The sequence below is a fragment of the Peptostreptococcus faecalis genome (genome assembly GCF_900240845.1).
Lineage (GTDB): Bacteria > Bacillota > Clostridia > Peptostreptococcales > Peptostreptococcaceae > Peptostreptococcus > Peptostreptococcus faecalis.
The window spans coordinates 123,922-147,965 of record NZ_OERU01000001.1 but is presented as its reverse complement, the minus strand read 5'-3'; the positions used below and the strand labels follow the sequence as shown (position 1 = coordinate 147,965).

Sequence of the window (24,044 nt, the reverse complement as noted above, 5' to 3'; positions counted from 1 at the left end):
ATGAGGTTAGACAGATTCAGAAAAGCAGTGGAGCTCTTGTATGATGGTAGATGTGATATATACGAATACATACCAGTAAAGGACCCAGTTACAAAGAAAACTAAAGATGAGGAAGTACAGTCGTTTTCTCAAATTCCTTGTAGACTTTCATATTCTCAAAGCCCTATTACAATCCAAAAAGAAGCAGGCAATATTGAACAAAAGATAAAGTTGTTTATATCACCTAATATCAAAATTAAGCCTAATTCTAAAATTGTAGTTACTCAAAATGGAGTCACTAGAGAATACAAAAATGCGTCTGTATCTGCAGTGTTTTCTAATCATCAAGAAATAGAGTTAGAACTCACTAAGGAGCGTGCATAATGGCTAAACTTGGGGATATGACTAGCTTTAAAAGGCAATTTGAACAGTTTAACGAAAAGGTGCAAAAGCTAGACGATAAACAAATGGACGCCTTGATTAAGAGAGTGGCAAGGATGATAGCAACTAGAGTCTTATATTATGCAATTAAAGACACACCAACAGACACAGGGCATCTAAGACGTGGTTGGGGTGGTGGGGTTGAATCATCACCACAAAATATAGCAAATGGACTCAGTGTTAAAAGAAAAGGAAATGAGTATGTAATTACAGTTAGCAACTTAGTGGAATATGCATCCTATGTTGAGTATGGACACAGAACTAGAGGCGGCAAGGGATGGATTGACGGACAATTTATGCTTAAAATTGCAGTAGATAAGGTCAATGCTAGAGCTAATAGTTACATACAAAAAGAAGTTGAAAGAGAACTAAAGAAGGTGTTTAAATGATAGACAAGATAATAAATGCCGTGTCAATACAGATAGATAGCTACTTTGAAGATATATCAATATACGCAGATGAGAATAAGCAAGACTTTGACGAGCCTTGTTTTTTTATTTCTTTAATTCATTCAATGAAAAATAGGATGTTAGGTGGTAGGCAAGAAAGGTCATATCCACTTGACATTAAATATTTTGATGAAAAAGCGAGTATATCAGAATTAAATGAAATAGGAGATTATCTATACGAAGCACTAGATTTATTAGATGTAGAGGGAAAGTTGATAAGAGGAATAGATATGGAGTACAAAATAGTTGATAATGTGCTTCATTTTTTTGTAACCTATCCTGCTGTATTGGAGTACGAAAAAGAAAAAGTAGACAAGATGGAAAGTCTTGAACATGAGATAGGAGTTGATTTAAATGGCAGAAACTAAAGAGGTTAAGAAACCTGCTAGAGAGCTAAGTAAGTTTGAAAAACACGTGATAATGCGAGCTAAGAAATACATCAGATATGTTGATGTGCTTGAAATAACTCTAGATGATGATAAGTTATACAGTTTTGCTGACGTTGACAAAGAGTTAGAAAAAGCGTTGAAGAAGGAGGCTAAATAATGGCAATAGGTGGCGGAAGATTTACTGGGATGAACAAACCATTAGCAGGTGCTTATATTAATAATATAAGTGCGTCAAGGAGCTTAAATCTACTTGGCACTAATGGTGTTTGTGCAATTGCAATAGAACACAATTATGGAAATAAAGGAGAAATATTAGAAATAGAGTCAAGCAACTTTGCTGATAAGTGCAAGAGTGTCCTTGGATATGATTTATGGGATAACAAATTAAAAGGACTTAGAGAGCTTATTTCAAACTCTGTAAAAACTTACATATATATCCTATCAGACAATACAAAAGCTGAAAATAAAATAGCTAAGGCAAAATTTGGTGGAACTAGAGGCAATGATATAAGTATTAAAATATCTCCAAATGTAAATGATGAAACTAAAAAAGAAGTAATCACTATGATAGATAATGTTGCAGTCGATAAGCAAGTGGTAAAGTCGGCGGAAGAATTAGAAAGCAACAAATATGTTGATTTTAAAGAAGGAATCACACTTGCTGATACAACTAAAACATCTCTTGCAGGTGGTACAGACGGAGCTGTTACTCTAACAGACCATCAAGACTTTTTAAATAAAATTGAAACTTATAGCTTTAATGCTCTTTGCTGCACGTCAACTGATGCAACATTTCAAGAGTTATATATAGCCTACACAAAGCGAATGAGAGATAATGTAGGACTTAAGTTTGCAACAATTATGAAAAGACTACCTAAGCTTACATATGACTATGAGGGAATTGTGACAGTGCTAAATGATGTAGTAGCTGGAACAGGTAACGAGCTTACTTATTTTACAACAGCTTTATATGCAAATACAGAGCTAGGCAAGTCCAATCTAAACAAAAAATACAACGGAGAATTTGAAATAATAGCAGATTACACTCAGTTGGAATTAGCTGAATTTATAAATGAAGGAAAGTTTGTATATCACAGAGTTGGTGACGAATTTAGAGTTTTAGAAGATATAAATTCGCTTGTTACTTTTAGCGAGGAAAAGGGCGAAGAATTTAAGGAAAATCAAGTGATTAGAATACTTGATAGCCTAGCTATGGCAGATGCAAATGTATTTAATTCAGCATATCTAGGGAAAGTAAATATTGATAAAACAGGGCTTGAAAGTTACGAAGTTGATGTAATCAAGATAAGAGAAGAATTTTTAAAACTTGGTGCATTTAGAAGTTATGACAAAAACAGTGTTGTTGTCGAAAAAGTAGAGACAGTTGACGGCAACAAGGTTAGAGGTGTTGTGAGAGTAAACAGTGTGGTAACACCTGCTGAATGCTTTAGACAGCTTTACTTAACTAATGTTGTGAAATAAGGAGGTAGTAAATGAATAACAAAGAAGTTATAAGAAAAATGAACCACATAACAGAGGCTGTAGCTGGTTCACAAGGAGAAGCTTACATCAATGTAAATGGACAAAATTTATCACTTGCTTCTCTTAAAAAATTTGAAGCAAAATTTAAATTGAAGATGGCAGAATTAAATATACTAGGAGAAACAGGAGCAAAATCAAGACCAGCAGGCTGGGAAGGAACGTGGGAAGCCACGCTATATTATAATCAATCTACACTTAGAAAACTTGCACTACAGTATGCTGAAACAGGAGTTCTGCCAACATTTGACCTTAAAATAGTCAATAATGATCCAATGAGTACTTCGACAATTGGAAGAAAGTCCTATACATTTTTGGATTGCTATTTCGAAGAATTGATATTAGCTATGTTGGATGTTGACAGTGAAGTATTGGAAGAAGAAGTATCAGGAAGATTTAGTGGGGTGAAAGATCATGAAGACCACAAAGAAGCTCCAAGAGCATAAATAAAAATAATTAATTTAAGGAGAGTATTATATATGAGCAAATTTCAAGCATTTTTAAAAGGAAACGTAAAGAGAATAGAAACTAAAAATATTGTGGTATCAGAAGCATTTAAGGACGAAAATGGAGAAAACATACCATTTGTCATTAAAACAATGCAAAATAATCTATGGCAACAGTTAAGAGATAAGAATACTTCAACAGATGAAAAAGGGAATACTAAAGTGGATGCATATTCGCTTGCAAGAGATGTTATAGCAGAAAGTGTACATTACCCAGACTTAAAAGACGCAGAACTACAAGAAAGTTATGATGCTTTGGGAGAAAAAGAGCTAATAGACAAAATGCTTTTAGTTGGTGAAGTTGAAATGTTTTTTCAAAAAATATGTGAATTTAACGGTTTTAAAGAAATACCTGAAAAAGTTGAAGAAGTAAAAAACTAATCAAAGATGGTGATATTGATAGCAATTTAGCACATTATTGTGTGCAAAGGCTTAGAATGACACCATCTTATATTTTTGAAGTAATAAAAGAAAAAAAAGAAGAATATATATTTTTATTAGCATCATGTGAACTTTTTGTTGAAACAGAAAAAGAGGAGCTGAAAAAAGCTAAAAAAGGTAAATAGTAAAAAAATACTACAAAATATTAACAAAGAACTGTTTTCCTGCATTAATATGATATGATAGATTTGAAATTATATTAATGTAGGAGGGTTTGTGTATGAAAAAGATAGTATCGTTATGTTTAGGTGTTATGATATTTGTATCAAGTCTATCTATATCTAGCGCAAGTGACCTAAATGTATCAAGAATAGCAGGTGCGGATAGATACGAAACAGCAGTATTAGCAAATAAAAAGTATATTAACAAAGCTGATGGCAATTTAGCAGTAATAGCAAGTGGACAGGACTTTAAAACTGCTCTATATGGTAGCTATATGGCATCTGCATTAAAAGTACCATTCTATGTTTTACCTAAGAACGAAGGTGTTTCTAAAGCTGTATTAAATGAGTTTGATAGGCTTAATATTAAAAGAGCCTATGTAATGGGCGATAAAGGAACATTGAGTGCGAAGGTTGATAACACTTTGAAGGCTAGAGGCGTTAAGGTTGAAAGAATAGCGAATGGACACTCTGATTTTTATAACATGGAGGAGCAGGTAAATGTCATAATAAGAGAAGCTTTCCCTTTGCACGGACATTATGAATATGTGGAAATAATTGTTAATAGTGATAAAACTGCTGACTTATTATCAGTTGCCCCCTTTGCGGCTGAACTATCTAGGACATATGGATACTGGCTAAAGGATTATAGGAATAGCTCTCCCGACTATAGAAGTAGTTATAAAATAGGCGGTGGAGATTCAATTCCTTATAATTATTCGGCTTACACCATGCTATTTGGAGACGACAGGTATGAAACAGCATATTGGATAGCAGAACACTATAAGAAAATAAGTGGTTTTACTGACATTACAGAATATCCTGATGGCAGTTATTCAAAAACTAAAATGAGTGATAAAAACACAGTTGTCATAGTGGGCGGAGATGCTTATGCAGACTCTTTACCATCAAGCCTTGTGGCTGCATATAATGGCGGAGTTATTTTGCCGACCTATAAAGATAGTTTAAATTATTATGCCAAGCATTTTATTCAGAAACATAACATAAAAAAAATAATAATCGTTGGCGGAGAAAATTCAGTATCTAAAAATGTAGAAAATGAATTGAGGAATTTATAATAAAAAAGAAAGCACTTACAAATGTAGGTGCTTTTTTAATGCAAAAAACCAAGAAAGGAGGTAACTTATGGCAGGAATAAGCGCTCCGATTACAATACAAGACAGAGCCAGTGGTGTGCTTGGTTATATAACAAGAGCGTCAGAGTTAGCGACAGGTTCTATTAAAGGGCTTGCAAGTGCTGTTAATTCAGATATTAATATGAATAGAATAATGGGAGTAAGCGGCGGAATTGGTGAAGTAGACACTAATATTCAAAGGGCTACAAACTCTCAAAGACAGTTAAATAATGAAATGAATAACGGCAGTCAAGGAATGAATAAGTTAGTTGATGGAGCAAAGCGATTAGCTGGAGTTTACCTAAGCTTACAAGGTATCAAAAAAGCTGTTAGTGCAGGTGATGAAGTGTCTAATACAATTGCTAGAATGAATCTTATGGAAAATAAGACTGGAACTGGCAAAGATCTATTTATGAAAACTTATCAAGCAGCAAATAGAGCAAGAACTTCTGTAACCGATTTAAGTGGTTCTGTTTCTAAATTGGGTCTTTTAGCAGGAGATAAATTCACTAATGACAATGAAATAGTTTCTTTTGCTGAATCTCTAAGTAAGTCATTTGCTTTATCTGGAACAGATACACAAGGTAAGGCAGCTGCAATGCATCAAATAACACAGGCAATGGCATCAGGAAGACTGCAAGGGGATGAGTTTTTATCAGTACTTGAAAACGCTCCAATGTTTGCCAATGCCATTAAAGAAGAATTAAATGGAATTGATATGAAAAAGGCTAGTTCAGAAGGATTAATAACATTTGACGTGATGAAAAGAGCTGCTGAATCAATGAAAAATGATGTCAATTCAATGTTAGGTGATATGCCTTTTACGTTTGCCAATCATATGGAAAAGTTAAAAGATAATGCGTTAATAGGATTTATGCCTCTTTTCGAAGCTCTATCGCGGCTATGGAACAATCCGTATATAGTAGGGTTTGTAGAAAATTCTGTAATTGCATTTTCAATCCTTGGACAAGTAGCAGGTGGTGTGATTGACTTTATTAATATGGGAGTCACTTTTTTAGGCAATAATATGTGGTTATTGATACCACCACTTGTTTTACTTGCATCACATTTAGCTATAACAGGAGCTTTAGCCCTGTGGAATTTAGGTATTTCAATTGCAAAAGCAGCAGCAAATATTGCTGAAACTGTAGCTATTTATGGTTTGATAATTGCACAAAATGGACTTAACGCAGCTATATTAGCTTGTCCGATAGCTTGGATAATAGCAGGGATAGTTTTAGTAATATATGGAGTAATCAAACTAATACAATGGCTTAGTGACTTAGCAGGTCATTCCATGACTACTGTAGGCACTATAGGTGCTATATTTGGCTTTTTAGCAACGTTTTTAATTAATGTAGTCGGAACTATATGGAATAACTTTGCGTCACTAATTGAGTTTTTAGTCAATGTGTGGAAGCATCCTAAAAAAGCTATACAAAACTTTGCTTTAAATATAGCTAAAAACTTTTTAGGGTTAGCAAGGAGCGTAACGTCATCATGCGACGGAATAGCTACAAACATTGCCAATGCTTTTATAAGTGGTGCAAATATGGCTATTAAAGCAGTCAACTGGATAATTGACGCACTTAACCATATACCAGGAATCAACCTAGGGAAAATGGGAGAAATAGGCAAGGTCACATCTATTACAAGCTCTATTGCGTCCGCCGAAAAAGGACTGGAGAATATGATTAAGGATAATACCCCTGATGATTATTGGACAGCTCCAAAATTTAAAGCAACTAACTTACTTGACGGAGCAAAAGCAGGAGAACAATTTGCTAACGGACTAATGGACAAGGCGAAAGGAATGTTTAACCTTGACGCTAAAAAAGATAAAAACGGACTGAATGACCTACTAAAGCAACAACAAAGTCCACTAGGGGGAGCAGGTGGAACAGGTGGAAAAGGTGGCGGAGCTGGAAAGAATCCTCTAAAAGGTATCGAAGAAAACACAAAGAGAACCGCAGACAACACAGAAAACTCTAGACTAGATGTTAGATATCTAAGGGAAATAGCTGAACGTCAGTCTATCAATAGATTTACAACAGCTACAATCCAAGTAGAAAACAATATAACATCAACTGATCCGACACGTAATATAGATGGGATAGTTGATGCAATAACAGAGAGAATAACAGAAGATTTAAACATACAAGCAGATGGAGTTTATTAGGAGGTGGGTGTATAAATGTATTTTTTCTTTATAGACGGATATAAGCTTCCTATCACTCCGTCTAAACTTAACGTAAAGATAGGAAACAATAATAAGACCATAGAGCTTGCCAATGGCGGAGACATTAATTTAATAAAGTGTGCAAAATTAACAGAATATAGCTTTTCTTTTTTGCTGCCATTTAGGACATATAGCTACAGTACAAATGGAGCTATGCCAAGAGAGATACTTGAAGCTTTAAAGAAAATAAAGCAAGAAAAAAGAATAGTAGAATTTGAAGTGCACAGAAAAATGGGTAATGAAACTAGATTTTCGACCTATGAAAAGGTGAGTATAGAAGACTATGAAATAGTTGAGGATGCAGAAAATAACTCTGATATAACAGTTGACATAACGCTAAAAGAATTTAGACCATACAAGACAATCCACTTGATTGATCCCAAGAAAAAAAGGGAGGAAAATAATGGTGGAAAAGATGAAAAGAAAAAGGCAGAGAGTGTACCTTGCTATAAACAGCTTGAAATAATAGGTGAAGGCTTAGGAATTAGACAAATGGCTGGTGTTTGGGACGGCAATCCTCAAATAGATAAATTTGTAAAAGGTGAAAAGCCATTTGCATACGCAGAATTTATGGTTGATAAAACACCTTGGTATAAAGTAAAACACTCAAAGCTTAAAGGCGGTTGGGGTTGGATAAGTGGCAATCCAACATATACAAAAGTGTTGAAAAATCTAACTAAAGCAGAGTTTGACGAAAGAGAGTTTAAGTTAAATTATAGCATTGATAATAAATTGCACAGTTATTCAGATGCAAGACAAGGTACGCAGAGTGCTAATCCAAACATTAATTATTAGGTGGTGATATTGTGACAGCAGATAATAAAGATATACACTCTTATAATTGTGATGTCCATATCACGCATAATCAAACTACTTACGTAGTTAACGCACTTAGTGGATTGGAAATTGCTTGGGAAAGAAAAGGTGTGGCAGGTAAGTGTACCTTTTCAATTGCTCAAGAGGATGACGGTAAAATTGAGTTTGAAGAAGGTGACGCTGTAAGGGTTAGGATATCTAAAACATGGATGTTTTTTGGTTTTATATTTACAAAAAATAGAAGTGCAGATGGAATAGTTAAATACACTTGTTATGACCAACTAAGATATCTTAAAACTAAAGATAGTGTAGGCTTTATTGGCAAATCAGTAGGCGAAATCGTAAAGATGATTGCCAATGATAGAAGGCTTAATGTAGGTGTTATTAGAGATAGCAATTACAAAATACCATCTTTAACAAAAGAAAATGGAAGCTTATTTGATGTAATAATGCAAGCAATTGAAATGACAACGCAGGAAACTGGAGAAATATTTATCCTATATGATAGATTCGGCAAATTGACTCTTTGCCCTCTCAAAGATATGTTTAGAAACGTTGTAATAAACAGCTCCAGCATAACCGATTTTGACTATGAAAGCACGATTGACAAGCAAACTTATAACTCTGTTGTATTGGAGTATAAGAGTAGTACAACAGGTATGACAGTTCGTGACGCTGAAAAAGATGAGGCAAGCATTGCGAAATGGGGGCTACTTGAATTAGTTGAAAAAACTAATAATGGTTGGGCGTCAATTGACCAAAAGAAAAAGTTGCTACATCATTACAACTCAAAAACTAAAACTTTAAAAATAAAAGGTGCAATGGGAGCAGTTGAGGTTGTTGCAGGTGCGGTTATCGTTGTATCTCTTGATTTAGGCGACATGGTTGTAGATATGAACATGGTTGTTGATGCTGTCACTCACAGAGTTGAGGATGGACTTTATTCAATGGATTTAGAATTAATCGGCGGCGAATTTGTATCTACAAGAGGTGTACAAGGAGAAAGCAAGCAAGGGAATGACGGGACTGAAACACCCGACAGTTTTGCGGCTAAAGAAAAAAGAGAAACCGCAGCAAAGGACTGGGGTCATGGTATTACCGAAGAAATGCTCAACAAAGTACTTAATGGTTATTTAAGCGGACATGGGTCATATTACTTAAAATGCGGTAATGCATTTGGAGTCAATCCAATGTTAGCGGCACTTATAACTAAAAAAGAGTGTACCGAGGGTGGAACTATTAATAGTTACTCTGCAAGAGTTAGAAATAACTTTGGTGGTATAACTGGAGATCCTGATTATCCTAATATGGGTAAATATGCAAAATATCCTAGTAAAGAAATAGGCATAGAGAGGTTATTTAGACTACTTGGAGTGGTTTATATATATCAAAAAGGAAGAAAAAGCATTTCGTCAATCGTATACCCTTGGGCACCACCTAGCGAAAACAATACAGCTCAATATGTTAGAGATTTAAAGGCTTGGTACAAACAGTACACAGGCGTAGAATGGAGAGACTCTCTAATAGGAACAGGAGTATCAAGTGTAGCAGAAGCTAAAAGCAAGATGTATACAGTAATAAGTAATCCTAATTACAACGGATCTACAAGTGGCAGTAGTGGAGCTACCCCACCTCACGTAGAGGAGGCTAGAAAGCACGTTGGAAAAAGCTATTCGCAAATGAGTAAGCTTGGAAGAATGACATCAGGATTATGGTGTGCAGATTTCACAGCATTTTGCATGAAAAAAGCAGGCAATATGCCTGTTCCTGACACCTCAAGCACAAGGTCAATGTTTTCTAGTTTTCAAAGTAAAGGGAAAGCAAAACATTTGGATGCGGCGAGAAATTACACACCAAAATCAGGCGATATAATATTCTTTTACAACGGCTCTGGTCGTGCAGGGTCACTTAGGATAGACCATGTCGGGATAGTGGAAAGAGTAGACGGAAGTAAGATAACTACTATAGAAGGTAATTCAGGGTCTAAGCTTAATGTTGCAAGGCATACTTACTACGTAGGGCAGTCTAAAATAACAGGATATGGAATTATGTAGGAGGTGATGAAATGGCAAATATTGTAAGACCTATTAGAGAAGCAGTAATTCCCCTGCTGGATAACTATGACTTTGCAGACTACAGAATAGGTGAAGTTGTAAATACATCACCTATAGAAATAAAAGTAACTGAAAAGCTAACACTTAAGCCAGTTCAACTCTTTATGCTGGAGAGTGCAATAGGGGAGTTTCCAGTCACTGTAGATGGCAAAAGTGGAAAGGCTAAGCACTCTCTTAAAAAAGGTGATATTGTAGCACTTGGAATGTTTCAAGGGGGACAACAATACTTAGTTTTTGGGAAGGTGAAAAAGTTATGATACCAAAAACAGGAATAACACAAGAACAGTTTGAATCACTGATTGATAACAGCGAAAAGAAAGCTTATCAAAATAAAGATTATAAAATACGTGATGATGGAACAATAGGTGGTTATGTTGACGGAGTAGACTCAGTCAAACAAGCCATTTTTTTTATACTCCAAACTGAAAGATACAGCTCACATACAATGAGTGATGATGTAGGGATTGAACTATATGACCTATATGGAAAAGATCCTGCTCTAATTGAATCTACTCTAGTGCGTTTAATTAGAGAATGTATATTAGCAGATGATAGAATTGAGGCAGTCGAAGATATGAATTTAAAAAGAGTTAAGCGTGGAGTATATGAGTTTTCAGCAACTGTTATATCAAACATTGGAGAAGTTGCAGTTAAAGAGGAGGTGAAGATTATAGATGATAAATAACGAATATTCTTTTGATGGAATAATGGATAGAATGTTATCAAATATTGATGATAGCTTTGATAAAAGAGAAACAAGCCTTATATATCAATCAACTGCTATGATTGTGCCTGAACTTCTTTCACTTAACTCTGAAATTGATATGATGAATGAGGAAATATTCCCAGACACTTGTAGTTACAATAATTTAGTGAGTTTTTGTAGAGATAGAAAGATATATCCTAAAGAAGCTACACAAGGATATGTGATAGGAGAGTTTAATAGAGATATTGAGATAGGTGCAAGGTTTAACTGTGATACAAGAAACTTTAGAGTGATTGAAAGTTTAGACGAAGAAAAAGAAGAAACAGAACAAAAAGAAATATATAAATACCACCTTATAGCCGAAGAAACTGGACATATTGAAATAATTGGAGATATGACACCAATTGAAGATATAGGAGGTTTAAAGTTTGCAAGAATAGTTGAAATTGTAAAAGATGGTAGAGAACAAGAAACCTTAGAAGATTTAAGATTTAGATATATTGAGAGTTTAAACTATCAAGCCTTTGGAGGGAATAGAGCAGATTATAGAGATAAGATACTAGAATTTGACAATATAGGTGGAGTTAGAACATTTAGAAGAACTGTAGATGGTGAAAATGTAGAAATCGTGGTACTTGATAATACATTTAAAAAAGCAGATGACGATATGGTTTTGGCAATACAAGAAGCTATTGACCCAACACAAGATGGCGAAGGTGTTGGACTTGCTCCAATAGGTCATAAAGTAAAAGTATATCCTGTAGGAAAAGAAACTGTAAATATCAGTACAAAGCTTGATATAAAAGATGGTGTAGATTTATTAGAAGATGTGAAGGAATCTATTGAAGAATACCTGCAAGAGCTTAGAATGGAGTGGGGCGATAATGAAGAAAGCTTAGTTGTTAGAATATCTAAGATAGAAAATAAGTTATTATCACTAAATGGGATAATAGATGTATCATCAACTACAATTAATGGATTAGAAAGAAATTACACAGTTAATAAAAGAAGCATACCGATACTAGGAGATGTTAAATATGATAACTACAAGTAGCGAATATAATCCAACATCAATAATATATCCCCCAAAAGTATACTCTAATATATCTGAATTTCAAGCACTCTCTGTAGCTTATGACAAGGAATGTAGGCTTATTATGAAAAGGCTTGAAAGCATTTATAAAAATAGATTTTTCTTTAGCTTAGATAATGAAGGTTGCTCAAGGTGGGAAAAGATGATGAAAATAAAAGTAAACTCATCTTATACACTTGATGATAGGCGCTTTACAATATCAACTAAATATACTGGGTCTAGACCATACACAGAAAAAAGAGTAAGAAAGCTACTTGAAGACCTTGTAGGGAGCGATAATTATACTTTTAATATAGACTATATTAAAAAACACGCAGTATGTAAAATTAATTTAGGAGTAAAACACCAATTAGCAGCAGTAGTAGATTTAATGGAAAATATATTGCCACTTAATATTACATATGATGCAATACTTCTTTATAACACGCACGAAATACTGGCACAGTTTACACATGAACAATTATCACACTTTACTCATGAAGAACTAAGAGAGATGCCAGTAGAAAAGATGAAAGAGAGGTTAGGTATATGAAATTAACGAGACCTAAAAAGACAGATGCGTATTTTATTGATGAATATAATAAAAATTTAGATGAAATAGAAAACGGAATAAATGACACCACAAAAATAAAAGAAGCAATAGGCAATTTGGAAGAAATTGAAATAGAAGATATAGAGAAAAAGACTGTATCAGCTTATTTGTCTTATATTTGGGACAAGCTAAAAAATATTGAGTTAACAGACTTAAAAATAACTGTTACAACATGGGCAGATGAAAAGCTTGATATTGTCCTGGGCAAACTAAAGCAATCTATACAGCTCAACAGAGATGATATAAATAAACTTAATATGGAAATCACTGGAGAAGCAGAACTACTAAATGCTAATAACATTGAATTTGCTAAGTTACTTGGTGAGGATATAAAAGCCATTGAAAGCGAGGTTGAGTAATGTTTATAAGATTTAGAAGGAAAGTATATGGTAAGCTACTAGATAAATTTAAGATTACTTTAGGTGTCGTAACTGGAGAAATTAATAAACTTGATAAAGATGTTAATACTAGCACATTGAAAGATGTAGAACAGTTTTTGAAAGAGAATGAAGTTGTACTAGTTAAAAGCGGGGAATATGAATTAATACTTCCTAAAAATGCAGATATGGGGTACGGGGCATTTAATGAAGAAGGGAAAGTAATGACATTTGTTAGTATCGGAAGTGCAAAAGTCAATGGTGGAACTAATACAACATACACTGCAACAGGAATGTACACATCTGACATAAAAAAGCCTATTAAAAAAAATAAATGGTACTGGAATCCTGTAAGTGGAATTGATGTATCTCGATACGGTGGAATAAGCGGAACACCTCTGTTTTATAAAGATGAAATTGTATATTGCACAGCGGATAATGCTTATGGTGATGGAAAACACAGTGTATTTCGGGTAAATCTAACTACAAAAACTAGGGAAGTGATCGAAACGAACAACAAATATTTTTGGAGAGTTTTAGGTTTAATAGCTTCTACTGGAGAAAATTTTTTATTAAACAGTGCAGAAACTCTTTATAATGTTAAAACAAAAACAGGTGTATCAACGGGCATATATAAAGACGGGAGGATAGTATACTTTAATAAACTCAAAAAAGAAGCTATTGTAATTAGTGAGAACAAAGCATATAAGGTGAGTCTTTTAGGTGATAAAAAAGCAGAGTTGTTATTTGAAGGCACTAGTAAGAATATTGAAGGCGTTACAAGTCATAAAGATAAACTGTATTATAAAAATAATGGAGTGATATATGATGAAGAAAATGTCGCTACAAGCAAAGATCTGTCTGAACACATTATTTGGGAGCCTTGTGTTGAGTATGAGTATTACAAGTTATACATGCTAGATGCTATTGAAAGCAGTATAACGTTATACAATAAAAAAACTGATACATACCATAAACTTCCGATAAAACAAACCAAATTAACAGGTGGAAGTGTGTTTCCAGTAATATATGAAGGCGGAGTATGGTCGTTAGGTAAAGAAGGGGTTTTTAGATATAAAATATAAAGGAGCTTAAGATATGAAAATAAAAATATGGGACAGAAAAGAAACCTTAAAAGGTTTAGATAAAGAAATATGGTTTGATGCATACCCAGCATCTAAAGACAAAACGTTGGTATTAATAGAGGATGCTGAAGTTGTGTTTTTAGAAGATATCAAAGCAGAAGGATTTACAGGCTCTACAGACATTGAAATCGTAGAAAATTATTTAAAAGATAGAGAAGAAAAACAGAAAGAACAGCAGGAACAAGCTGAAAAAGAAAAAGAGAAAGAGCAGCAAAGAGAAAAAGAGTTAGAAGAAAAAATAAAGCAAATGGAATTACAATATTCACTTGCAATAGTAGAATTGAACGAAAAAATAGACAAATTAAAGGGAGAATAATTATGAAGGATTTAATTAATAAGATTAGGTTCTTTTTTTTATTACTAAAATTAGCAGCGAAAGGAGGTGAAAGAGATATGGCAATGTGTTATGTAACTTGTATCGTACACGGATACAGAACTTACAGTCAAGTCCCAGTAGAATTGAAAGAAGAAGTGAAAGAACTTTTAATTGGGACTGGATTAGAAAGATTAGTAACAGAGTAGTAAAATAATGACCTTCGTAAATCGATTATGAGCAAAGCTAACTACGCTTAGTATCAATACAAAAATACAGGCTCTTAAAATCGATTTATGAAGGTTGTTAAATATTGAAATTTCAATGGTTTCAGAGGGTGAGCAAATCGCCCTTTTATTATAAAAAGAAGGTGATTATTTGAGTGAACAACAAATATATTTTCTAATAATTAAGATAGTTACTGTAGCAATTCCCATTATAGTAGGGCTAATATCAATAGGTGAAACCCTTAAAAAACCTGTAAAGGAATTAAGAGGAGAAGTTACAAAACTAAATAATAATTTCTATGAACTAAACACTGAATTATTGAGGAGTAAGGACGCAGATACAGTTCAAAATAGAAGGCTTGATAAACATGGTGAGCAGATAGATGAAGCTATTATAAAAATTGAAAATCACGAACACAGAATAGGTACAGTAGAAAAAGATATAGAAGAATTAAAGGAGAATAGATAATGATAGAATTAATGAACTACATTGACATGGGAACATTGGTATTTTGCTTAGTAGTTGGTTTTATGATAAAAAATATATTACCAATCAATAATAAATATATACCTTTAATATTAGGGATAATAGGAGCTGTAGCATGCTCTATAATATCTAAAGAGATAAGCATAGATACAATTACTATGGGAGCTATAAGTGGATTAGCTAGTACTGGACTTCATCAGACATTCAGACAATTTATTGATAATCCAACTAATAAAACAATTAAATTTGACCAAGCTTTATATGAAAAAAATATAGAAGAAAATTCATTTGAAGAAGATGGAGGATTATCTGAAGAAGATAAGAAGATGTTAGATAGCATGAAAGGATAGATAATATGAATGGATTAAGAGTTAGGGGAGTACCAATATATGATTTCCCTGTTCCTTCTTGGAATAAGGGAAAGAAACAAACCTATGCAATGACCCCTAAAAAGATAGTAGTGCATAATACTTATAATAAAGCTACAGCAAAAGCAGAAAGCTCTTATATGGTTGGAAATTCTAATTGGACAAGCTTTCATTCTGTTGTAGATGATATAGCAATTTATGAAAATGTACCATTTAATCGTAATACATGGCACTGTGGTGCTACATATGGCAATAGAAATTATATAGGTATTGAGATAGCAAAGTCTACTGGAAATGCTTTAGAGTTTGCAAAAGCTGAAAGAAATGCAGCTAAATATGTTGCTGCTACACTTAAAAAATACGGATGGGGAATAGATCGTGTTGAAACCCACCAAAAGCAAAGTGGTAAATATTGCCCTCATAAAACACTTGATTTAGGTTGGCAAAGATTTTTAAATATGATAAATGAGGAACTAAACGGACAAAAAACAATAATTAACAACATCTTAAATAAACCAGAAGTAAAAGCAAATTACTCTGTACAAGTTAGCGTTGGTAAAGGTGAGACTCTAAACGTAAGAAGTCAGCCGAGTGCAAATGCTAAGGTAGTTAATGCTTATAATGATGGTTCAATTATTTATGTTGAAGCTGTAGCAAGAGATGAATACAATAATGCATGGTATAAAATACCTAAGATTGGATATGTAAGTGCAGCTTATTGTAAGGGTATAGATAATAGACCTAAAATAGTATTATATTATGGTGACGGAGATAAGCCTATTGCAGAACTTATAGCTAGTAAACATAAAGTTAAATGCTATAGAGATGATGGCACTAGGACTAAGAAAGATTATAATATAATGTATGTTGGTGGTAAACAATATAAAGATAGATTTGAAAGTGCAAAAGTTGCTGTGAATGCATACTTGTAAAAACGTTTTCAATATGTTAATATTAATATGACAAAATTTCCTAAAATATTATTATAATTATATTTCACAAAAAGTAGGGTGGCTGGGTAGTTGCCCTTCTTTTTGTGTTGTAAAAATAGAATAGATATGTTAAAGTATTGAGAATACTAAATTTCTTAATTACAGTTGACAAGAAGAAGGACTAGCAAATTATAAGCTAGTCCTCTTTTTTTAATTGTTTAACTAATTTTGTAATTAAAAATTCTGCTAGTTTGTAAATAAGAAATACTATTCCTGCAAGCAAAATGGTACTAAATATTGTTAGAAAAAACTCAATACTCATAAAAATCTCCTTTTTATTTATATTATACTATGTTACATAACACTAAACAATATAAAATTTATGTAAAACATAAAAAAAATAGCGCTTTAAATAAGAATATGGTATAATGAAATCAATAATAAATAGGAGGGTAAAAAATGAACTCATTAAGTTATAAGATAGTAAAAATAATTTTGAAAATAGCGTTTGTGTTTGAACTTATATTTTCAGGACAGATTATATCAATGTTTGCAATGTATGGTTACAAATTAGGATATAAAGGTATTATTTATAATATGTACCCGATAGTAATAGGTTTACTTTGGACATTAGCTCTTTTTTTCTTCTTGAGAATGCTAAAAAGAATTGAAAAGAAAGAAATTTTTATAAAAAATATAATAGAACCAAAAATTATTTCATATATTTTTCTAGTTATGGCAATGTCAGAATTTATTTTTTTCTGGTTAACAAAAGGTAAAATTATAATAGGATCAATGGATAACAATGGAATAAGCCTTGCAGGGTTTATATATCTTTTTATTTATTTAGTATTTTTGATATTACCTACTTTGTTTAGTGAAATTAAAAATCTTGATGAAGAGAACAAGTCCATAATTTAAAGAGAGGAACAAAATGTCAATTATAGTAAATTTAGATGTAATGTTAGCAAAAAGAAAGAAGAGCTTAAAAGATTTATCTGAAGCAGTAGGGATAAGCAGCACAAATCTTTCTATATTGAAAACTGGAAAATCAAAAGGGATACGGTTTGAAACTCTTGATAAAATTTGTGATTTTTTAGAATGCACTCCAGGTGATATCTTGGAGCATAGAAAAGAAAATAAGTAAATAATATATGTTATAGGTTTATTTTATTTAAAACTGTCTATAATACTATGTGATAATTGCCTAAATATATAATCTGTGGCAAACGCAAAAAAAGGGTAGCAGTTATTTGCTACCCTTTTTTATTATTTTTTTTTGCTTTCTAATAGGTAGTTCTTCAAACATAGAATCAAACAATCCTTTTAAGTAGTTTTTACTATCTACATTCTCTACTAGTAACATCTCTTTTGAACCTTCATATGGAAGTTCATATCCTGCATTAGGCATATAATTAACTGCCGATTTCACAGGTTTTACAAGTAATCTATCATCATATATTCCACCAACAATCTTACCTTTATAATATATAATGTATTCTCCCATCATTGATCTATAACTTATATCTTCCAACTCGGATAACTGTTCCAAAATAAAATCTAAATATTCTTTACTAGAAGCCATACTATTACCTCCTATGTCTTTATATTAATATAATAACTAAATCAATATGGCAAATCAAGTGAATTAGAATAAATAACCTTATAAAATAAAAATAGAGCAAACCTAAATATATTAAGTCTGCTCTACTCTGTTTTAATAACGTTTATTTTTCAATTGTTATGACTAACTGTTCAGCTGCATAAATAAGTGAGAGAATGATAAAATAGCAAATAAAAATATACATGTATATAATAGAAGAGAACTTGCATCTAAAAAATAAAACCAATACGAATAATTAGAATTATATAAAACAAAAATAGTATCACGACTAGATAATAGTTGAAAAACTAAAGCGTGATACTATAAAAATAAGTTTATGATACTGATTTGATTCTACAAGAGTGAAAAACCAGTATTTTTGTCTGTAAAAAATGTAGAAAATAGAACAAATTATAGAGTAGTATCAATAAAAAAATCGTTTAAGAATAATGAAATGGTTATTGTGGTAGCAATAATTGGAATACTAGCAACTGTAGTAGCTATTAAATTTGGTGGAGCACAAAAAAAGGCTAGGGAAAATGCAGACTATGCAAATGCATCTAATATAGCTACAGCTGTATATATGGCGCAGAGTGAAGGGAAGGATTTAGATGAAATAAATGAAGTCAGTAAGCTAGTCGGATCAAAGTATTTATCAAGCGAACCAAAGCCACAGAGTGTAAAAGCAGATAAATTTACTTTGGTGGTAAGTGAAGAGGAAGTTACTATAAAGGCAGGAGAAGAACAATTTTATCCTAAGGTTAAATAGTGATTAAAAATCATAAAATAAGTAAAGATTCATAAATAAAAAAGAAAAATATATGATAAATATTTGTAAACTGGAGGAGAGATGGATAAAAAAGCATTTTTTTTGATATTTGAAAATAAGGGATATAGAATTCTATATGCAAATTTTAAAGAAGATAATACAAACAAAGAGAGCGAAAAAGAAAGGAATATAGAATTTGAATACAATGAGTATATTAGCTATTCAATGAATAAAATTGACATGGAGGATAAGAGTAAGGATCTTGCATATGAGATAACAGAAAAAATTAGAAATGCAGAATCTAAATTAAAGTGTGATTGCAAAAAAATAACAGTTGTAGCACAAGATTCTAATTTAATAATAAAAGAAATAGATATTTTAAAAGATTATAAAAAGAAAGATATAGAAAATATAATTGAAATAGAAATGGAGGAGTTTCTCAACTTAAATCCAGAATATTATATTAAAAATTATGAAAAAATAGATTCTGAAGAAGATTTTTTAAAAGTAAGAGTAGTTTTATTTCCACGTTTTTATGTTGATATTGTGGAAAAAATTGAAAAATTAAAAGGCTGCAGATGTGATGGAATTTATATGAACTATCAAATAACTCAGTCTATATTATTAGGTAGTATTAACAATTTTGATAGAATATTTGCTGCAATAGAGTTCCGAGAAGAGGACTATATATTGTCAGTCATAGAAAATAATAGAGTCAAAAATTCAATGGTTATAGATAATAAAAATGTTGATGAAAGTTTGATAGATTATTTGAATGATGGTGGAAAAGTATGACTTTTAGGAAATTTTAATAATGAAGCTTTTAAAGATTTGAATGAGGAAATAAATCAAAAAATTATACCGAATAGACATGAATATTTGATTATAGAGGAAGTCAAAAATGAAAGACATAATTCTGTATTACCTTTAAAAAAAGAAAATCAATTAGTGGATATATATAGAATTAAAAAGAAGAACTCAGTCACTAGTAAAAATGTGGAAAAATTATTAATATTGATTTTAATGATGATTATTACAGTTTCGGTTTGTGGCAATATAGAAATTAAATCTTTAGAAAAACAACTAAATAGCATAAATAAAAAAGATGAGATACTACTTGATAAAAAGCAATTAAAAAGAAAATTGATATATAAAAATATATACGGTGCAGATATTAATAGGATATTTAGTATAAATGACACGTTAAAAAATAACATATCTAAAATAGAATGTGATGAGAACTTAATATCTCTTGAATTTGAATCAAAAAATGAAGAAGAAGCTAGAAAAGAATTAAATAAAAAAATATTTGATAAGTCACAAATAGATTCAATAAAAAAAATCAAAAAAACCGTTGAAGTAAAAAAAGAAGGTGATGAAAAAGAAAAAAAGGTAATTTCATTTATTTCAATTAGAATTAAAATAAAGGGGTAGTATATGTTTGATCACAAATTTTTGCGCAAAATATTTATAGTTGTATCGATAATTATTTTGACCGTATTTGTAGTAGTTCCTCAAAAATTCAAAAAAGAAGACTTAAAGATGCAAATTAGCAATAGTGAAAGCTCAAGTAAAAATATAGGGATAGGTGTAGATTCAAAAAAAGCACACACTAATTCAACAAAAGAAATTGTAGACCTTTATGAGGCAGTTTCTAAATCAAATGATGTGGATATGGTTGAATCCGTAGACTCAGACAATATGACTAAGTATAATATAAGCTTTTATGGAGATTCAAATAACTTTAATGATTTTATTAAAACACTAACTACAATGAATTTTAAAATAAATATAGAAAGAGTTAATTACACAAAAACCGACGGAAAAGGTGAGTATAGTATTCTATTTTGGCTTATTTAAAGGAGTATATGCCATTTCGTTTTACAACCACAAATATTTGTGTTATAATTAAGCGTACTTGTGGAGAAGTTAGTTCACATTTTAGCGTTAGAAGGCTATAAGGCGACTATACGAGGAATATAGAATCTAATACTAGGAGTAATTCAGATGTTGAAGAGAAATGACATATGCCATTGTGGAAGTGGTAAAAAATACAAAAAATGTTGTATGGAAAAAGATAAGGCTATAGAAAAAGCAGAAAAAGAAGAGCGTGCCTTAACAGAAAAAAAACAAAAAATAGATAAAAAATACACAGATTCAATTGTAAAATTAAGCAATTATTTAGACGAATTGATAGATGAAAATGAGAATTTTGCCAATAAAGAAGAAGAAGCACATAAAGAATTCTTTGGTGAAATGCAGATAGATAATATTGCAGCAGATAGATTTTTTGCATCTTATTTTTCATATGATTATTTAATAGATGATAAGAATACACCTGCTATATATGCTCTGAAAAATGGAAATTTTAGCGAAGATGAAAGACGCATAATATCTGGTTGTATAAATTCGTATCCTAGTTTGTTTGTAATTGAAAAGATGGAAGAAAAAAAGATCCTTATAAAAGATCTTTTCGCAAAAAACACTTTTGAAACTTTAGATTCTCAGATGTTAAAAGAATTTGCTGAAGGCGATTATATTTTAGCTAGACCTGTATATATAGATGGAGTCTATTTACTTACGGATCTTACAATAAGGATACAAGAGGATGTAAAAGAATTGATATACAGAGGCATAATAGATGTATATGAAAACAATAAAAATTCAATACCAAGTCTAGAAAGATTTGTAGTAATGAATTCGCTGTTCTTCTATAAATATATGCTTCAGCTTATACAATTAAGTGATTACAACGGACAGCAGTCTGAAGAAATTTCTAATAAAATAGAAAACTCAAAAAAAGATGATGAAAAAAATGAATCAAATGAATCAACAGATGATAAATTTGAAGCGCTTGAAAATTTATTGAAAAATAATATATCCGATGAAGAGATTTATTTTGGTGTGAAAGAACTACTTGATAATATATCAGAAAAAATAAATGTAAGTGGTTCTGAATACGGTTGGGCTTCAGGATTAGAATATTGCTATAGAAAATCAATTGGTGAAAGTGTTACACAAAGTGCGATTGCAAAGTCTTATGGAGTAAGTTCTAGCACTTTAGCAAAAAGAAATAAAGAAATATTAATTGCAGTTTCAGGTGAATATCAGGAGGTTAAATGAGTTTAAAAGTTGGAAAAAGTATACCAGTAGCTACAAATTTTGTTAAGTCAAATCCAGCAGTACCAGTTTATAATGGTGAAGAAACTATGGAAAATTTGTATGCAGTTATTTATCATATTGAAATAGGGTATAATAAAGACGATGAACAAGAAGTATTACAATATGTAATAGTAGATTATAAGGATTATTCACTAAGTGAAGAAGGCAAGGCAAGCATGCTTGAAATCGCTAATGAATACTGTAGAGAAAAAAATATTGATGGAGATAAAAATCTTGAGATAAAGTTGCTTGATAACGAGATTGCAGAAAATTTCATAGAAAAAATATTTAATAATATGAAAGTAATAAGAGGATTGATCTCAAACGATTAGTTAGTTAGGCTACTGAAATTTCAGTAGCCTTTATTTTTTTGAAGGGAAGTGACGGATAATTCCACGCGCTATGATAAGAGTTTCAAATATAAAAATAGATATAGATGATTCTATTGATTTAGTAAAAATAAAGACATATAAAAAATTAAAAATAAATGAAGATGATGTAATTAGCTTTAATATATATAAAGAGTCAATAGATGCTAGAAAAAAGGGTATAATAAGTTTTGTCTATACAGTAGACTTAGAATTGAAAAATGAAAAAAAAGTCTTAAAGTTTAAGCCTAAAGACTGTATTCAGTTGGATTCAAATAAGTATGAAGATGTAGAAATGGGTAACTTAGAAATAAAACAAAGACCTGTTATAGTTGGTTCTGGTCCAGCCGGTCTTTTTGCAACTCTATTGTTAGCTCAAAGAGGGTACAATCCGATTCTCATTGAAAGAGGGATGGATGTAGATACTAGGAGTGAAGATATAGAGAATTTTTGGAAGTCAGGAAAATTAAATACAAAATCTAATGTGCAATTTGGAGAGGGTGGAGCAGGAACTTTTTCAGATGGAAAGCTGACAACAAGGATGAAAGACATTAGGTGTGAAAAGGTATTATCAGAGTTTGTGAAATTTGGGGCACCTGAAGACATATTATATTCTCACAAACCTCATGTAGGTACAGATATTTTAAAAGATGTTGTCAAAAATATAAGAAAAGAAATAATTAGACTTGGTGGAGAAGTATTTTTTGACTCAAAGCTAACATCTATAGATGTTAAAAATGGAGAGATTTCATCAATAGAAATAAATGAAAGTAAAAGAATAGATTGCCAACATTTGATTCTAGCGATAGGTCATAGTGCAAGAGATACGTATAAAATGATATATGAATGCGGAGCTGAAATGGAACAGAAACCTTTTGCAATTGGAGTCAGAATCGAGCATCCACAGGAAATGATAAATAAATCTCAGTACGGAAAGTTTTATAATCATAAAAGGCTAGGAGCTGCAGATTACAGATTGACTGCTCAGACTTCAAATGGTAGAAGCGTGTATACATTTTGTATGTGCCCAGGTGGAATGGTGATTGCATCAGCTAACAGTGAAAATGAGTTAGTTACAAATGGTATGAGTGAGCATTCAAGAGATAAAGAAAATGCTAATAGTGGTCTATTGGTCAATGTAGAAACAAAAGATTTTGACTCACCACATCCTCTTGCAGGTCTTGAATTTCAAAGGAAATATGAGTCTTTAGCATTTAAAAAAGGTGGAGCTAACTACAATGCACCAGCTCAATTAGTAGGGAATTTTCTAAATGGAAAACCATCTGAAAAAGCAGGAAGTGTAACTCCTTCATATAGGCCAGGTGTGAAGTGGTGTGATATATCTGATTGCTTGCCTGATTTTGTAATAGATTCATTAAAAGAAGGTCTTGTAAAACTAAATGGAAAATTAAAAGGATTTTCTATGGGGGATGCAGTAATGACTGGTATAGAAACTAGATCCTCTGCTCCAGTTAGAATTAAAAGAGATAGAGACACATTAGAATCAGTGAATATCAAGAATTTATTTCCTTGTGGAGAGGGAGCTGGCTATGCGGGAGGTATAGTAACAGCAGCAGTAGACGGAATAAAGTGTGCGGAAAAAATAATAACAAAGTATAGTTCAGAAGGTAGATAAAAGCTAAGAAAAAATAATAACAAAGCATAGTTCAGAATATAGATAAAAGTTCAGAA

Annotated in this window: 34 protein-coding genes; 32 read left to right on the top strand and 2 right to left on the bottom strand. The window is 31.8% G+C overall.

Going from position 1 to position 24,044, the window contains the following annotated elements; translation table 11 throughout:
* From C0982_RS00720 to C0982_RS00615, 23 genes are all read left to right on the top strand, one after another.
* On the top strand, nt 1–363 hold the full coding sequence (locus C0982_RS00720) for a hypothetical protein (protein ID WP_101772333.1): 363 nt from the start codon (nt 1–3) through the stop codon (nt 361–363).
* Nucleotides 363–809, top strand: a complete 447-nt coding sequence (locus C0982_RS00715; protein WP_101772332.1) for an HK97 gp10 family phage protein — start codon at nt 363–365, stop codon at nt 807–809. Before C0982_RS00720 ends, C0982_RS00715 begins: the two co-directional genes overlap by 1 nt.
* Nucleotides 806–1,237, top strand: coding sequence for a phage tail terminator family protein (locus tag C0982_RS00710; RefSeq protein ID WP_101772331.1), 432 nt, complete (start codon nt 806–808; stop codon nt 1,235–1,237). Before C0982_RS00715 ends, C0982_RS00710 begins: the two co-directional genes overlap by 4 nt.
* The gene (locus C0982_RS00705) at nt 1,224–1,415 is read left to right on the top strand and encodes a hypothetical protein (protein WP_101772330.1); all 192 of its coding nucleotides are present in this window, start codon (nt 1,224–1,226) and stop codon (nt 1,413–1,415) included. Before C0982_RS00710 ends, C0982_RS00705 begins: the two co-directional genes overlap by 14 nt.
* Complete coding sequence (locus C0982_RS00700) at nt 1,415–2,740, top strand: phage tail sheath subtilisin-like domain-containing protein (protein ID WP_101772329.1); 1,326 nt, start codon at nt 1,415–1,417, stop codon at nt 2,738–2,740. Before C0982_RS00705 ends, C0982_RS00700 begins: the two co-directional genes overlap by 1 nt.
* 11 nt (nt 2,741–2,751) lie before the next feature.
* Nucleotides 2,752–3,243 (top strand): phage tail tube protein, encoded by a 492-nt coding sequence (locus C0982_RS00695; RefSeq protein ID WP_101772328.1) that lies wholly within the window; start codon nt 2,752–2,754, stop codon nt 3,241–3,243.
* A 33-nt stretch (nt 3,244–3,276) separates the two neighbouring features.
* Nucleotides 3,277–3,684: a phage tail assembly chaperone gene (locus tag C0982_RS00690; RefSeq protein WP_101772327.1), complete on the top strand. Its 408-nt coding sequence runs from the start codon at nt 3,277–3,279 to the stop codon at nt 3,682–3,684.
* A gap of 41 nt (nt 3,685–3,725) precedes the next feature.
* Entirely contained in the window at nt 3,726–3,869 is a 144-nt protein-coding gene (locus C0982_RS10465; protein WP_180946829.1) for a hypothetical protein, read from the top strand.
* A gap of 95 nt (nt 3,870–3,964) precedes the next feature.
* A complete protein-coding gene (locus C0982_RS00685; RefSeq protein ID WP_101772326.1) occupies nt 3,965–4,984 on the top strand; it encodes a cell wall-binding repeat-containing protein in 1,020 nt (339 codons plus the stop codon).
* 67 nt (nt 4,985–5,051) lie between these two features.
* Nucleotides 5,052–7,220, top strand: coding sequence for a tape measure protein (locus tag C0982_RS00680; protein WP_101772325.1), 2,169 nt, complete (start codon nt 5,052–5,054; stop codon nt 7,218–7,220).
* A 15-nt stretch (nt 7,221–7,235) separates the two neighbouring features.
* Nucleotides 7,236–8,075 (top strand): phage baseplate protein, encoded by an 840-nt coding sequence (locus C0982_RS00675; protein WP_101772324.1) that lies wholly within the window; start codon nt 7,236–7,238, stop codon nt 8,073–8,075.
* An 11-nt stretch (nt 8,076–8,086) separates the two neighbouring features.
* Entirely contained in the window at nt 8,087–10,150 is a 2,064-nt protein-coding gene (locus C0982_RS00670; protein WP_101772323.1) for an XkdQ/YqbQ family protein, read from the top strand.
* An 11-nt stretch (nt 10,151–10,161) separates the two neighbouring features.
* Complete coding sequence (locus C0982_RS00665) at nt 10,162–10,467, top strand: DUF2577 family protein (RefSeq protein WP_101772322.1); 306 nt, start codon at nt 10,162–10,164, stop codon at nt 10,465–10,467.
* A complete protein-coding gene (locus tag C0982_RS00660; protein ID WP_101772321.1) occupies nt 10,464–10,895 on the top strand; it encodes a DUF2634 domain-containing protein in 432 nt (143 codons plus the stop codon). Before C0982_RS00665 ends, C0982_RS00660 begins: the two co-directional genes overlap by 4 nt.
* Nucleotides 10,885–11,970 carry a baseplate J/gp47 family protein gene (locus tag C0982_RS00655; protein ID WP_101772320.1) on the top strand — a complete coding sequence of 362 codons (1,086 nt, stop codon included), beginning with the start codon at nt 10,885–10,887 and terminating at the stop codon, nt 11,968–11,970. Before C0982_RS00660 ends, C0982_RS00655 begins: the two co-directional genes overlap by 11 nt.
* Nucleotides 11,954–12,541: a putative phage tail protein gene (locus C0982_RS00650; protein ID WP_180946828.1), complete on the top strand. Its 588-nt coding sequence runs from the start codon at nt 11,954–11,956 to the stop codon at nt 12,539–12,541. The genes C0982_RS00655 and C0982_RS00650 overlap by 17 nt, the downstream gene beginning before the upstream one ends.
* A complete protein-coding gene (locus tag C0982_RS00645; protein WP_101772318.1) occupies nt 12,538–12,960 on the top strand; it encodes a hypothetical protein in 423 nt (140 codons plus the stop codon). Before C0982_RS00650 ends, C0982_RS00645 begins: the two co-directional genes overlap by 4 nt.
* Nucleotides 12,960–14,063 (top strand): hypothetical protein, encoded by a 1,104-nt coding sequence (locus tag C0982_RS00640; protein ID WP_101772317.1) that lies wholly within the window; start codon nt 12,960–12,962, stop codon nt 14,061–14,063. The genes C0982_RS00645 and C0982_RS00640 overlap by 1 nt, the downstream gene beginning before the upstream one ends.
* A gap of 13 nt (nt 14,064–14,076) precedes the next feature.
* Complete coding sequence (locus C0982_RS00635) at nt 14,077–14,439, top strand: hypothetical protein (RefSeq protein ID WP_101772316.1); 363 nt, start codon at nt 14,077–14,079, stop codon at nt 14,437–14,439.
* A 2-nt stretch (nt 14,440–14,441) separates the two neighbouring features.
* Complete coding sequence (locus C0982_RS00630) at nt 14,442–14,645, top strand: CD1375 family protein (RefSeq protein ID WP_101772315.1); 204 nt, start codon at nt 14,442–14,444, stop codon at nt 14,643–14,645.
* A 169-nt stretch (nt 14,646–14,814) separates the two neighbouring features.
* A complete protein-coding gene (locus C0982_RS00625) occupies nt 14,815–15,132 on the top strand; it encodes a hypothetical protein (protein ID WP_101772314.1) in 318 nt (105 codons plus the stop codon).
* Nucleotides 15,132–15,500 carry a phage holin family protein gene (locus tag C0982_RS10460; protein WP_242961450.1) on the top strand — a complete coding sequence of 123 codons (369 nt, stop codon included), beginning with the start codon at nt 15,132–15,134 and terminating at the stop codon, nt 15,498–15,500. The genes C0982_RS00625 and C0982_RS10460 overlap by 1 nt, the downstream gene beginning before the upstream one ends.
* A 5-nt stretch (nt 15,501–15,505) precedes the next feature.
* Nucleotides 15,506–16,450, top strand: a complete 945-nt coding sequence (locus C0982_RS00615; RefSeq protein WP_101772313.1) for an N-acetylmuramoyl-L-alanine amidase — start codon at nt 15,506–15,508, stop codon at nt 16,448–16,450.
* A 196-nt stretch (nt 16,451–16,646) separates the two neighbouring features.
* Here the strand turns inward: C0982_RS00615 and C0982_RS10745 are convergent, their stop codons facing one another.
* On the bottom strand, nt 16,647–16,772 hold the full coding sequence (locus tag C0982_RS10745; RefSeq protein ID WP_278336022.1) for a hypothetical protein: 126 nt from the start codon (nt 16,770–16,772) through the stop codon (nt 16,647–16,649).
* A gap of 137 nt (nt 16,773–16,909) precedes the next feature.
* On the opposite strand from C0982_RS10745, the gene C0982_RS00610 reads away from it, so the two are divergent.
* Together C0982_RS00610 and C0982_RS00605 are read left to right on the top strand one after the other, a co-directional pair.
* On the top strand, nt 16,910–17,371 hold the full coding sequence (locus C0982_RS00610) for a DUF2975 domain-containing protein (protein ID WP_101772312.1): 462 nt from the start codon (nt 16,910–16,912) through the stop codon (nt 17,369–17,371).
* Between the two features lie 13 nt (nt 17,372–17,384).
* The gene (locus tag C0982_RS00605) at nt 17,385–17,597 is read left to right on the top strand and encodes a helix-turn-helix domain-containing protein (protein ID WP_101772311.1); all 213 of its coding nucleotides are present in this window, start codon (nt 17,385–17,387) and stop codon (nt 17,595–17,597) included.
* Between the two features lie 102 nt (nt 17,598–17,699).
* Here C0982_RS00605 and C0982_RS00600 read toward each other — a convergent pair whose 3' ends face one another.
* The gene (locus C0982_RS00600; RefSeq protein ID WP_101772310.1) at nt 17,700–18,035 is read right to left on the bottom strand and encodes a TfoX/Sxy family protein; all 336 of its coding nucleotides are present in this window, start codon (nt 18,033–18,035) and stop codon (nt 17,700–17,702) included.
* A 397-nt stretch (nt 18,036–18,432) separates the two neighbouring features.
* Between C0982_RS00600 and C0982_RS00595 the strand changes: the two genes are divergently transcribed.
* The 7 genes from C0982_RS00595 to C0982_RS00565 all read left to right on the top strand — a co-directional run bounded on the left by C0982_RS00595 (nt 18,433) and on the right by C0982_RS00565 (nt 23,988).
* Nucleotides 18,433–18,822 (top strand): type II secretion system protein, encoded by a 390-nt coding sequence (locus tag C0982_RS00595; RefSeq protein ID WP_101772309.1) that lies wholly within the window; start codon nt 18,433–18,435, stop codon nt 18,820–18,822.
* Between the two features lie 81 nt (nt 18,823–18,903).
* The gene (locus C0982_RS00590; RefSeq protein WP_101772308.1) at nt 18,904–19,617 is read left to right on the top strand and encodes a hypothetical protein; all 714 of its coding nucleotides are present in this window, start codon (nt 18,904–18,906) and stop codon (nt 19,615–19,617) included.
* Between the two features lie 36 nt (nt 19,618–19,653).
* A complete protein-coding gene (locus C0982_RS00585; protein ID WP_101772307.1) occupies nt 19,654–20,256 on the top strand; it encodes a hypothetical protein in 603 nt (200 codons plus the stop codon).
* A 21-nt stretch (nt 20,257–20,277) separates the two neighbouring features.
* Entirely contained in the window at nt 20,278–20,682 is a 405-nt protein-coding gene (locus tag C0982_RS00580) for a hypothetical protein (protein ID WP_145994486.1), read from the top strand.
* A 147-nt stretch (nt 20,683–20,829) separates the two neighbouring features.
* Nucleotides 20,830–21,945: an SEC-C domain-containing protein gene (locus tag C0982_RS00575; protein ID WP_101772305.1), complete on the top strand. Its 1,116-nt coding sequence runs from the start codon at nt 20,830–20,832 to the stop codon at nt 21,943–21,945.
* Nucleotides 21,942–22,316, top strand: a complete 375-nt coding sequence (locus tag C0982_RS00570) for a hypothetical protein (RefSeq protein WP_101772304.1) — start codon at nt 21,942–21,944, stop codon at nt 22,314–22,316. Before C0982_RS00575 ends, C0982_RS00570 begins: the two co-directional genes overlap by 4 nt.
* A gap of 70 nt (nt 22,317–22,386) precedes the next feature.
* A complete protein-coding gene (locus C0982_RS00565; protein ID WP_101772303.1) occupies nt 22,387–23,988 on the top strand; it encodes an NAD(P)/FAD-dependent oxidoreductase in 1,602 nt (533 codons plus the stop codon).
* The last annotated feature ends 56 nt before the right edge of the window (nt 23,989–24,044 follow it).

What these genes read in the sequence shown, in the direction of transcription:
- C0982_RS00685 (WP_101772326.1), top strand. Translation starts at nt 3,965, where the DNA reads ATGAAAAAGATAGTATCGTTATGTTTAGGTGTTATGATATTTGTATCA.
- C0982_RS00570 (WP_101772304.1), top strand. Translation starts at nt 21,942, where the DNA reads ATGAGTTTAAAAGTTGGAAAAAGTATACCAGTAGCTACAAATTTTGTT.
- C0982_RS00575 (WP_101772305.1), top strand. Translation starts at nt 20,830, where the DNA reads ATGTTGAAGAGAAATGACATATGCCATTGTGGAAGTGGTAAAAAATAC.
- C0982_RS00690 (WP_101772327.1), top strand. Translation starts at nt 3,277, where the DNA reads ATGAGCAAATTTCAAGCATTTTTAAAAGGAAACGTAAAGAGAATAGAA.
- C0982_RS00645 (WP_101772318.1), top strand. Translation starts at nt 12,538, where the DNA reads ATGAAATTAACGAGACCTAAAAAGACAGATGCGTATTTTATTGATGAA.
- C0982_RS00700 (WP_101772329.1), top strand. Translation starts at nt 1,415, where the DNA reads ATGGCAATAGGTGGCGGAAGATTTACTGGGATGAACAAACCATTAGCA.
- C0982_RS00705 (WP_101772330.1), top strand. Translation starts at nt 1,224, where the DNA reads ATGGCAGAAACTAAAGAGGTTAAGAAACCTGCTAGAGAGCTAAGTAAG.
- C0982_RS00635 (WP_101772316.1), top strand. Translation starts at nt 14,077, where the DNA reads ATGAAAATAAAAATATGGGACAGAAAAGAAACCTTAAAAGGTTTAGAT.
- C0982_RS00650 (WP_180946828.1), top strand. Translation starts at nt 11,954, where the DNA reads ATGATAACTACAAGTAGCGAATATAATCCAACATCAATAATATATCCC.
- C0982_RS00695 (WP_101772328.1), top strand. Translation starts at nt 2,752, where the DNA reads ATGAATAACAAAGAAGTTATAAGAAAAATGAACCACATAACAGAGGCT.
- C0982_RS10460 (WP_242961450.1), top strand. Translation starts at nt 15,132, where the DNA reads ATGATAGAATTAATGAACTACATTGACATGGGAACATTGGTATTTTGC.
- C0982_RS00565 (WP_101772303.1), top strand. Translation starts at nt 22,387, where the DNA reads ATGATAAGAGTTTCAAATATAAAAATAGATATAGATGATTCTATTGAT.
- C0982_RS00660 (WP_101772321.1), top strand. Translation starts at nt 10,464, where the DNA reads ATGATACCAAAAACAGGAATAACACAAGAACAGTTTGAATCACTGATT.
- C0982_RS00655 (WP_101772320.1), top strand. Translation starts at nt 10,885, where the DNA reads ATGATAAATAACGAATATTCTTTTGATGGAATAATGGATAGAATGTTA.
- C0982_RS00715 (WP_101772332.1), top strand. Translation starts at nt 363, where the DNA reads ATGGCTAAACTTGGGGATATGACTAGCTTTAAAAGGCAATTTGAACAG.
- C0982_RS00640 (WP_101772317.1), top strand. Translation starts at nt 12,960, where the DNA reads ATGTTTATAAGATTTAGAAGGAAAGTATATGGTAAGCTACTAGATAAA.
- C0982_RS00630 (WP_101772315.1), top strand. Translation starts at nt 14,442, where the DNA reads ATGAAGGATTTAATTAATAAGATTAGGTTCTTTTTTTTATTACTAAAA.
- C0982_RS00610 (WP_101772312.1), top strand. Translation starts at nt 16,910, where the DNA reads ATGAACTCATTAAGTTATAAGATAGTAAAAATAATTTTGAAAATAGCG.
- C0982_RS00680 (WP_101772325.1), top strand. Translation starts at nt 5,052, where the DNA reads ATGGCAGGAATAAGCGCTCCGATTACAATACAAGACAGAGCCAGTGGT.
- C0982_RS00590 (WP_101772308.1), top strand. Translation starts at nt 18,904, where the DNA reads ATGGATAAAAAAGCATTTTTTTTGATATTTGAAAATAAGGGATATAGA.
- C0982_RS00600 (WP_101772310.1), bottom strand. Translation starts at nt 18,035, where the DNA reads ATGGCTTCTAGTAAAGAATATTTAGATTTTATTTTGGAACAGTTATCC.
- C0982_RS00665 (WP_101772322.1), top strand. Translation starts at nt 10,162, where the DNA reads ATGGCAAATATTGTAAGACCTATTAGAGAAGCAGTAATTCCCCTGCTG.
- C0982_RS00675 (WP_101772324.1), top strand. Translation starts at nt 7,236, where the DNA reads ATGTATTTTTTCTTTATAGACGGATATAAGCTTCCTATCACTCCGTCT.
- C0982_RS10745 (WP_278336022.1), bottom strand. Translation starts at nt 16,772, where the DNA reads ATGAGTATTGAGTTTTTTCTAACAATATTTAGTACCATTTTGCTTGCA.
- C0982_RS00605 (WP_101772311.1), top strand. Translation starts at nt 17,385, where the DNA reads ATGTCAATTATAGTAAATTTAGATGTAATGTTAGCAAAAAGAAAGAAG.
- C0982_RS00615 (WP_101772313.1), top strand. Translation starts at nt 15,506, where the DNA reads ATGAATGGATTAAGAGTTAGGGGAGTACCAATATATGATTTCCCTGTT.
- C0982_RS00710 (WP_101772331.1), top strand. Translation starts at nt 806, where the DNA reads ATGATAGACAAGATAATAAATGCCGTGTCAATACAGATAGATAGCTAC.
- C0982_RS00720 (WP_101772333.1), top strand. Translation starts at nt 1, where the DNA reads ATGAGGTTAGACAGATTCAGAAAAGCAGTGGAGCTCTTGTATGATGGT.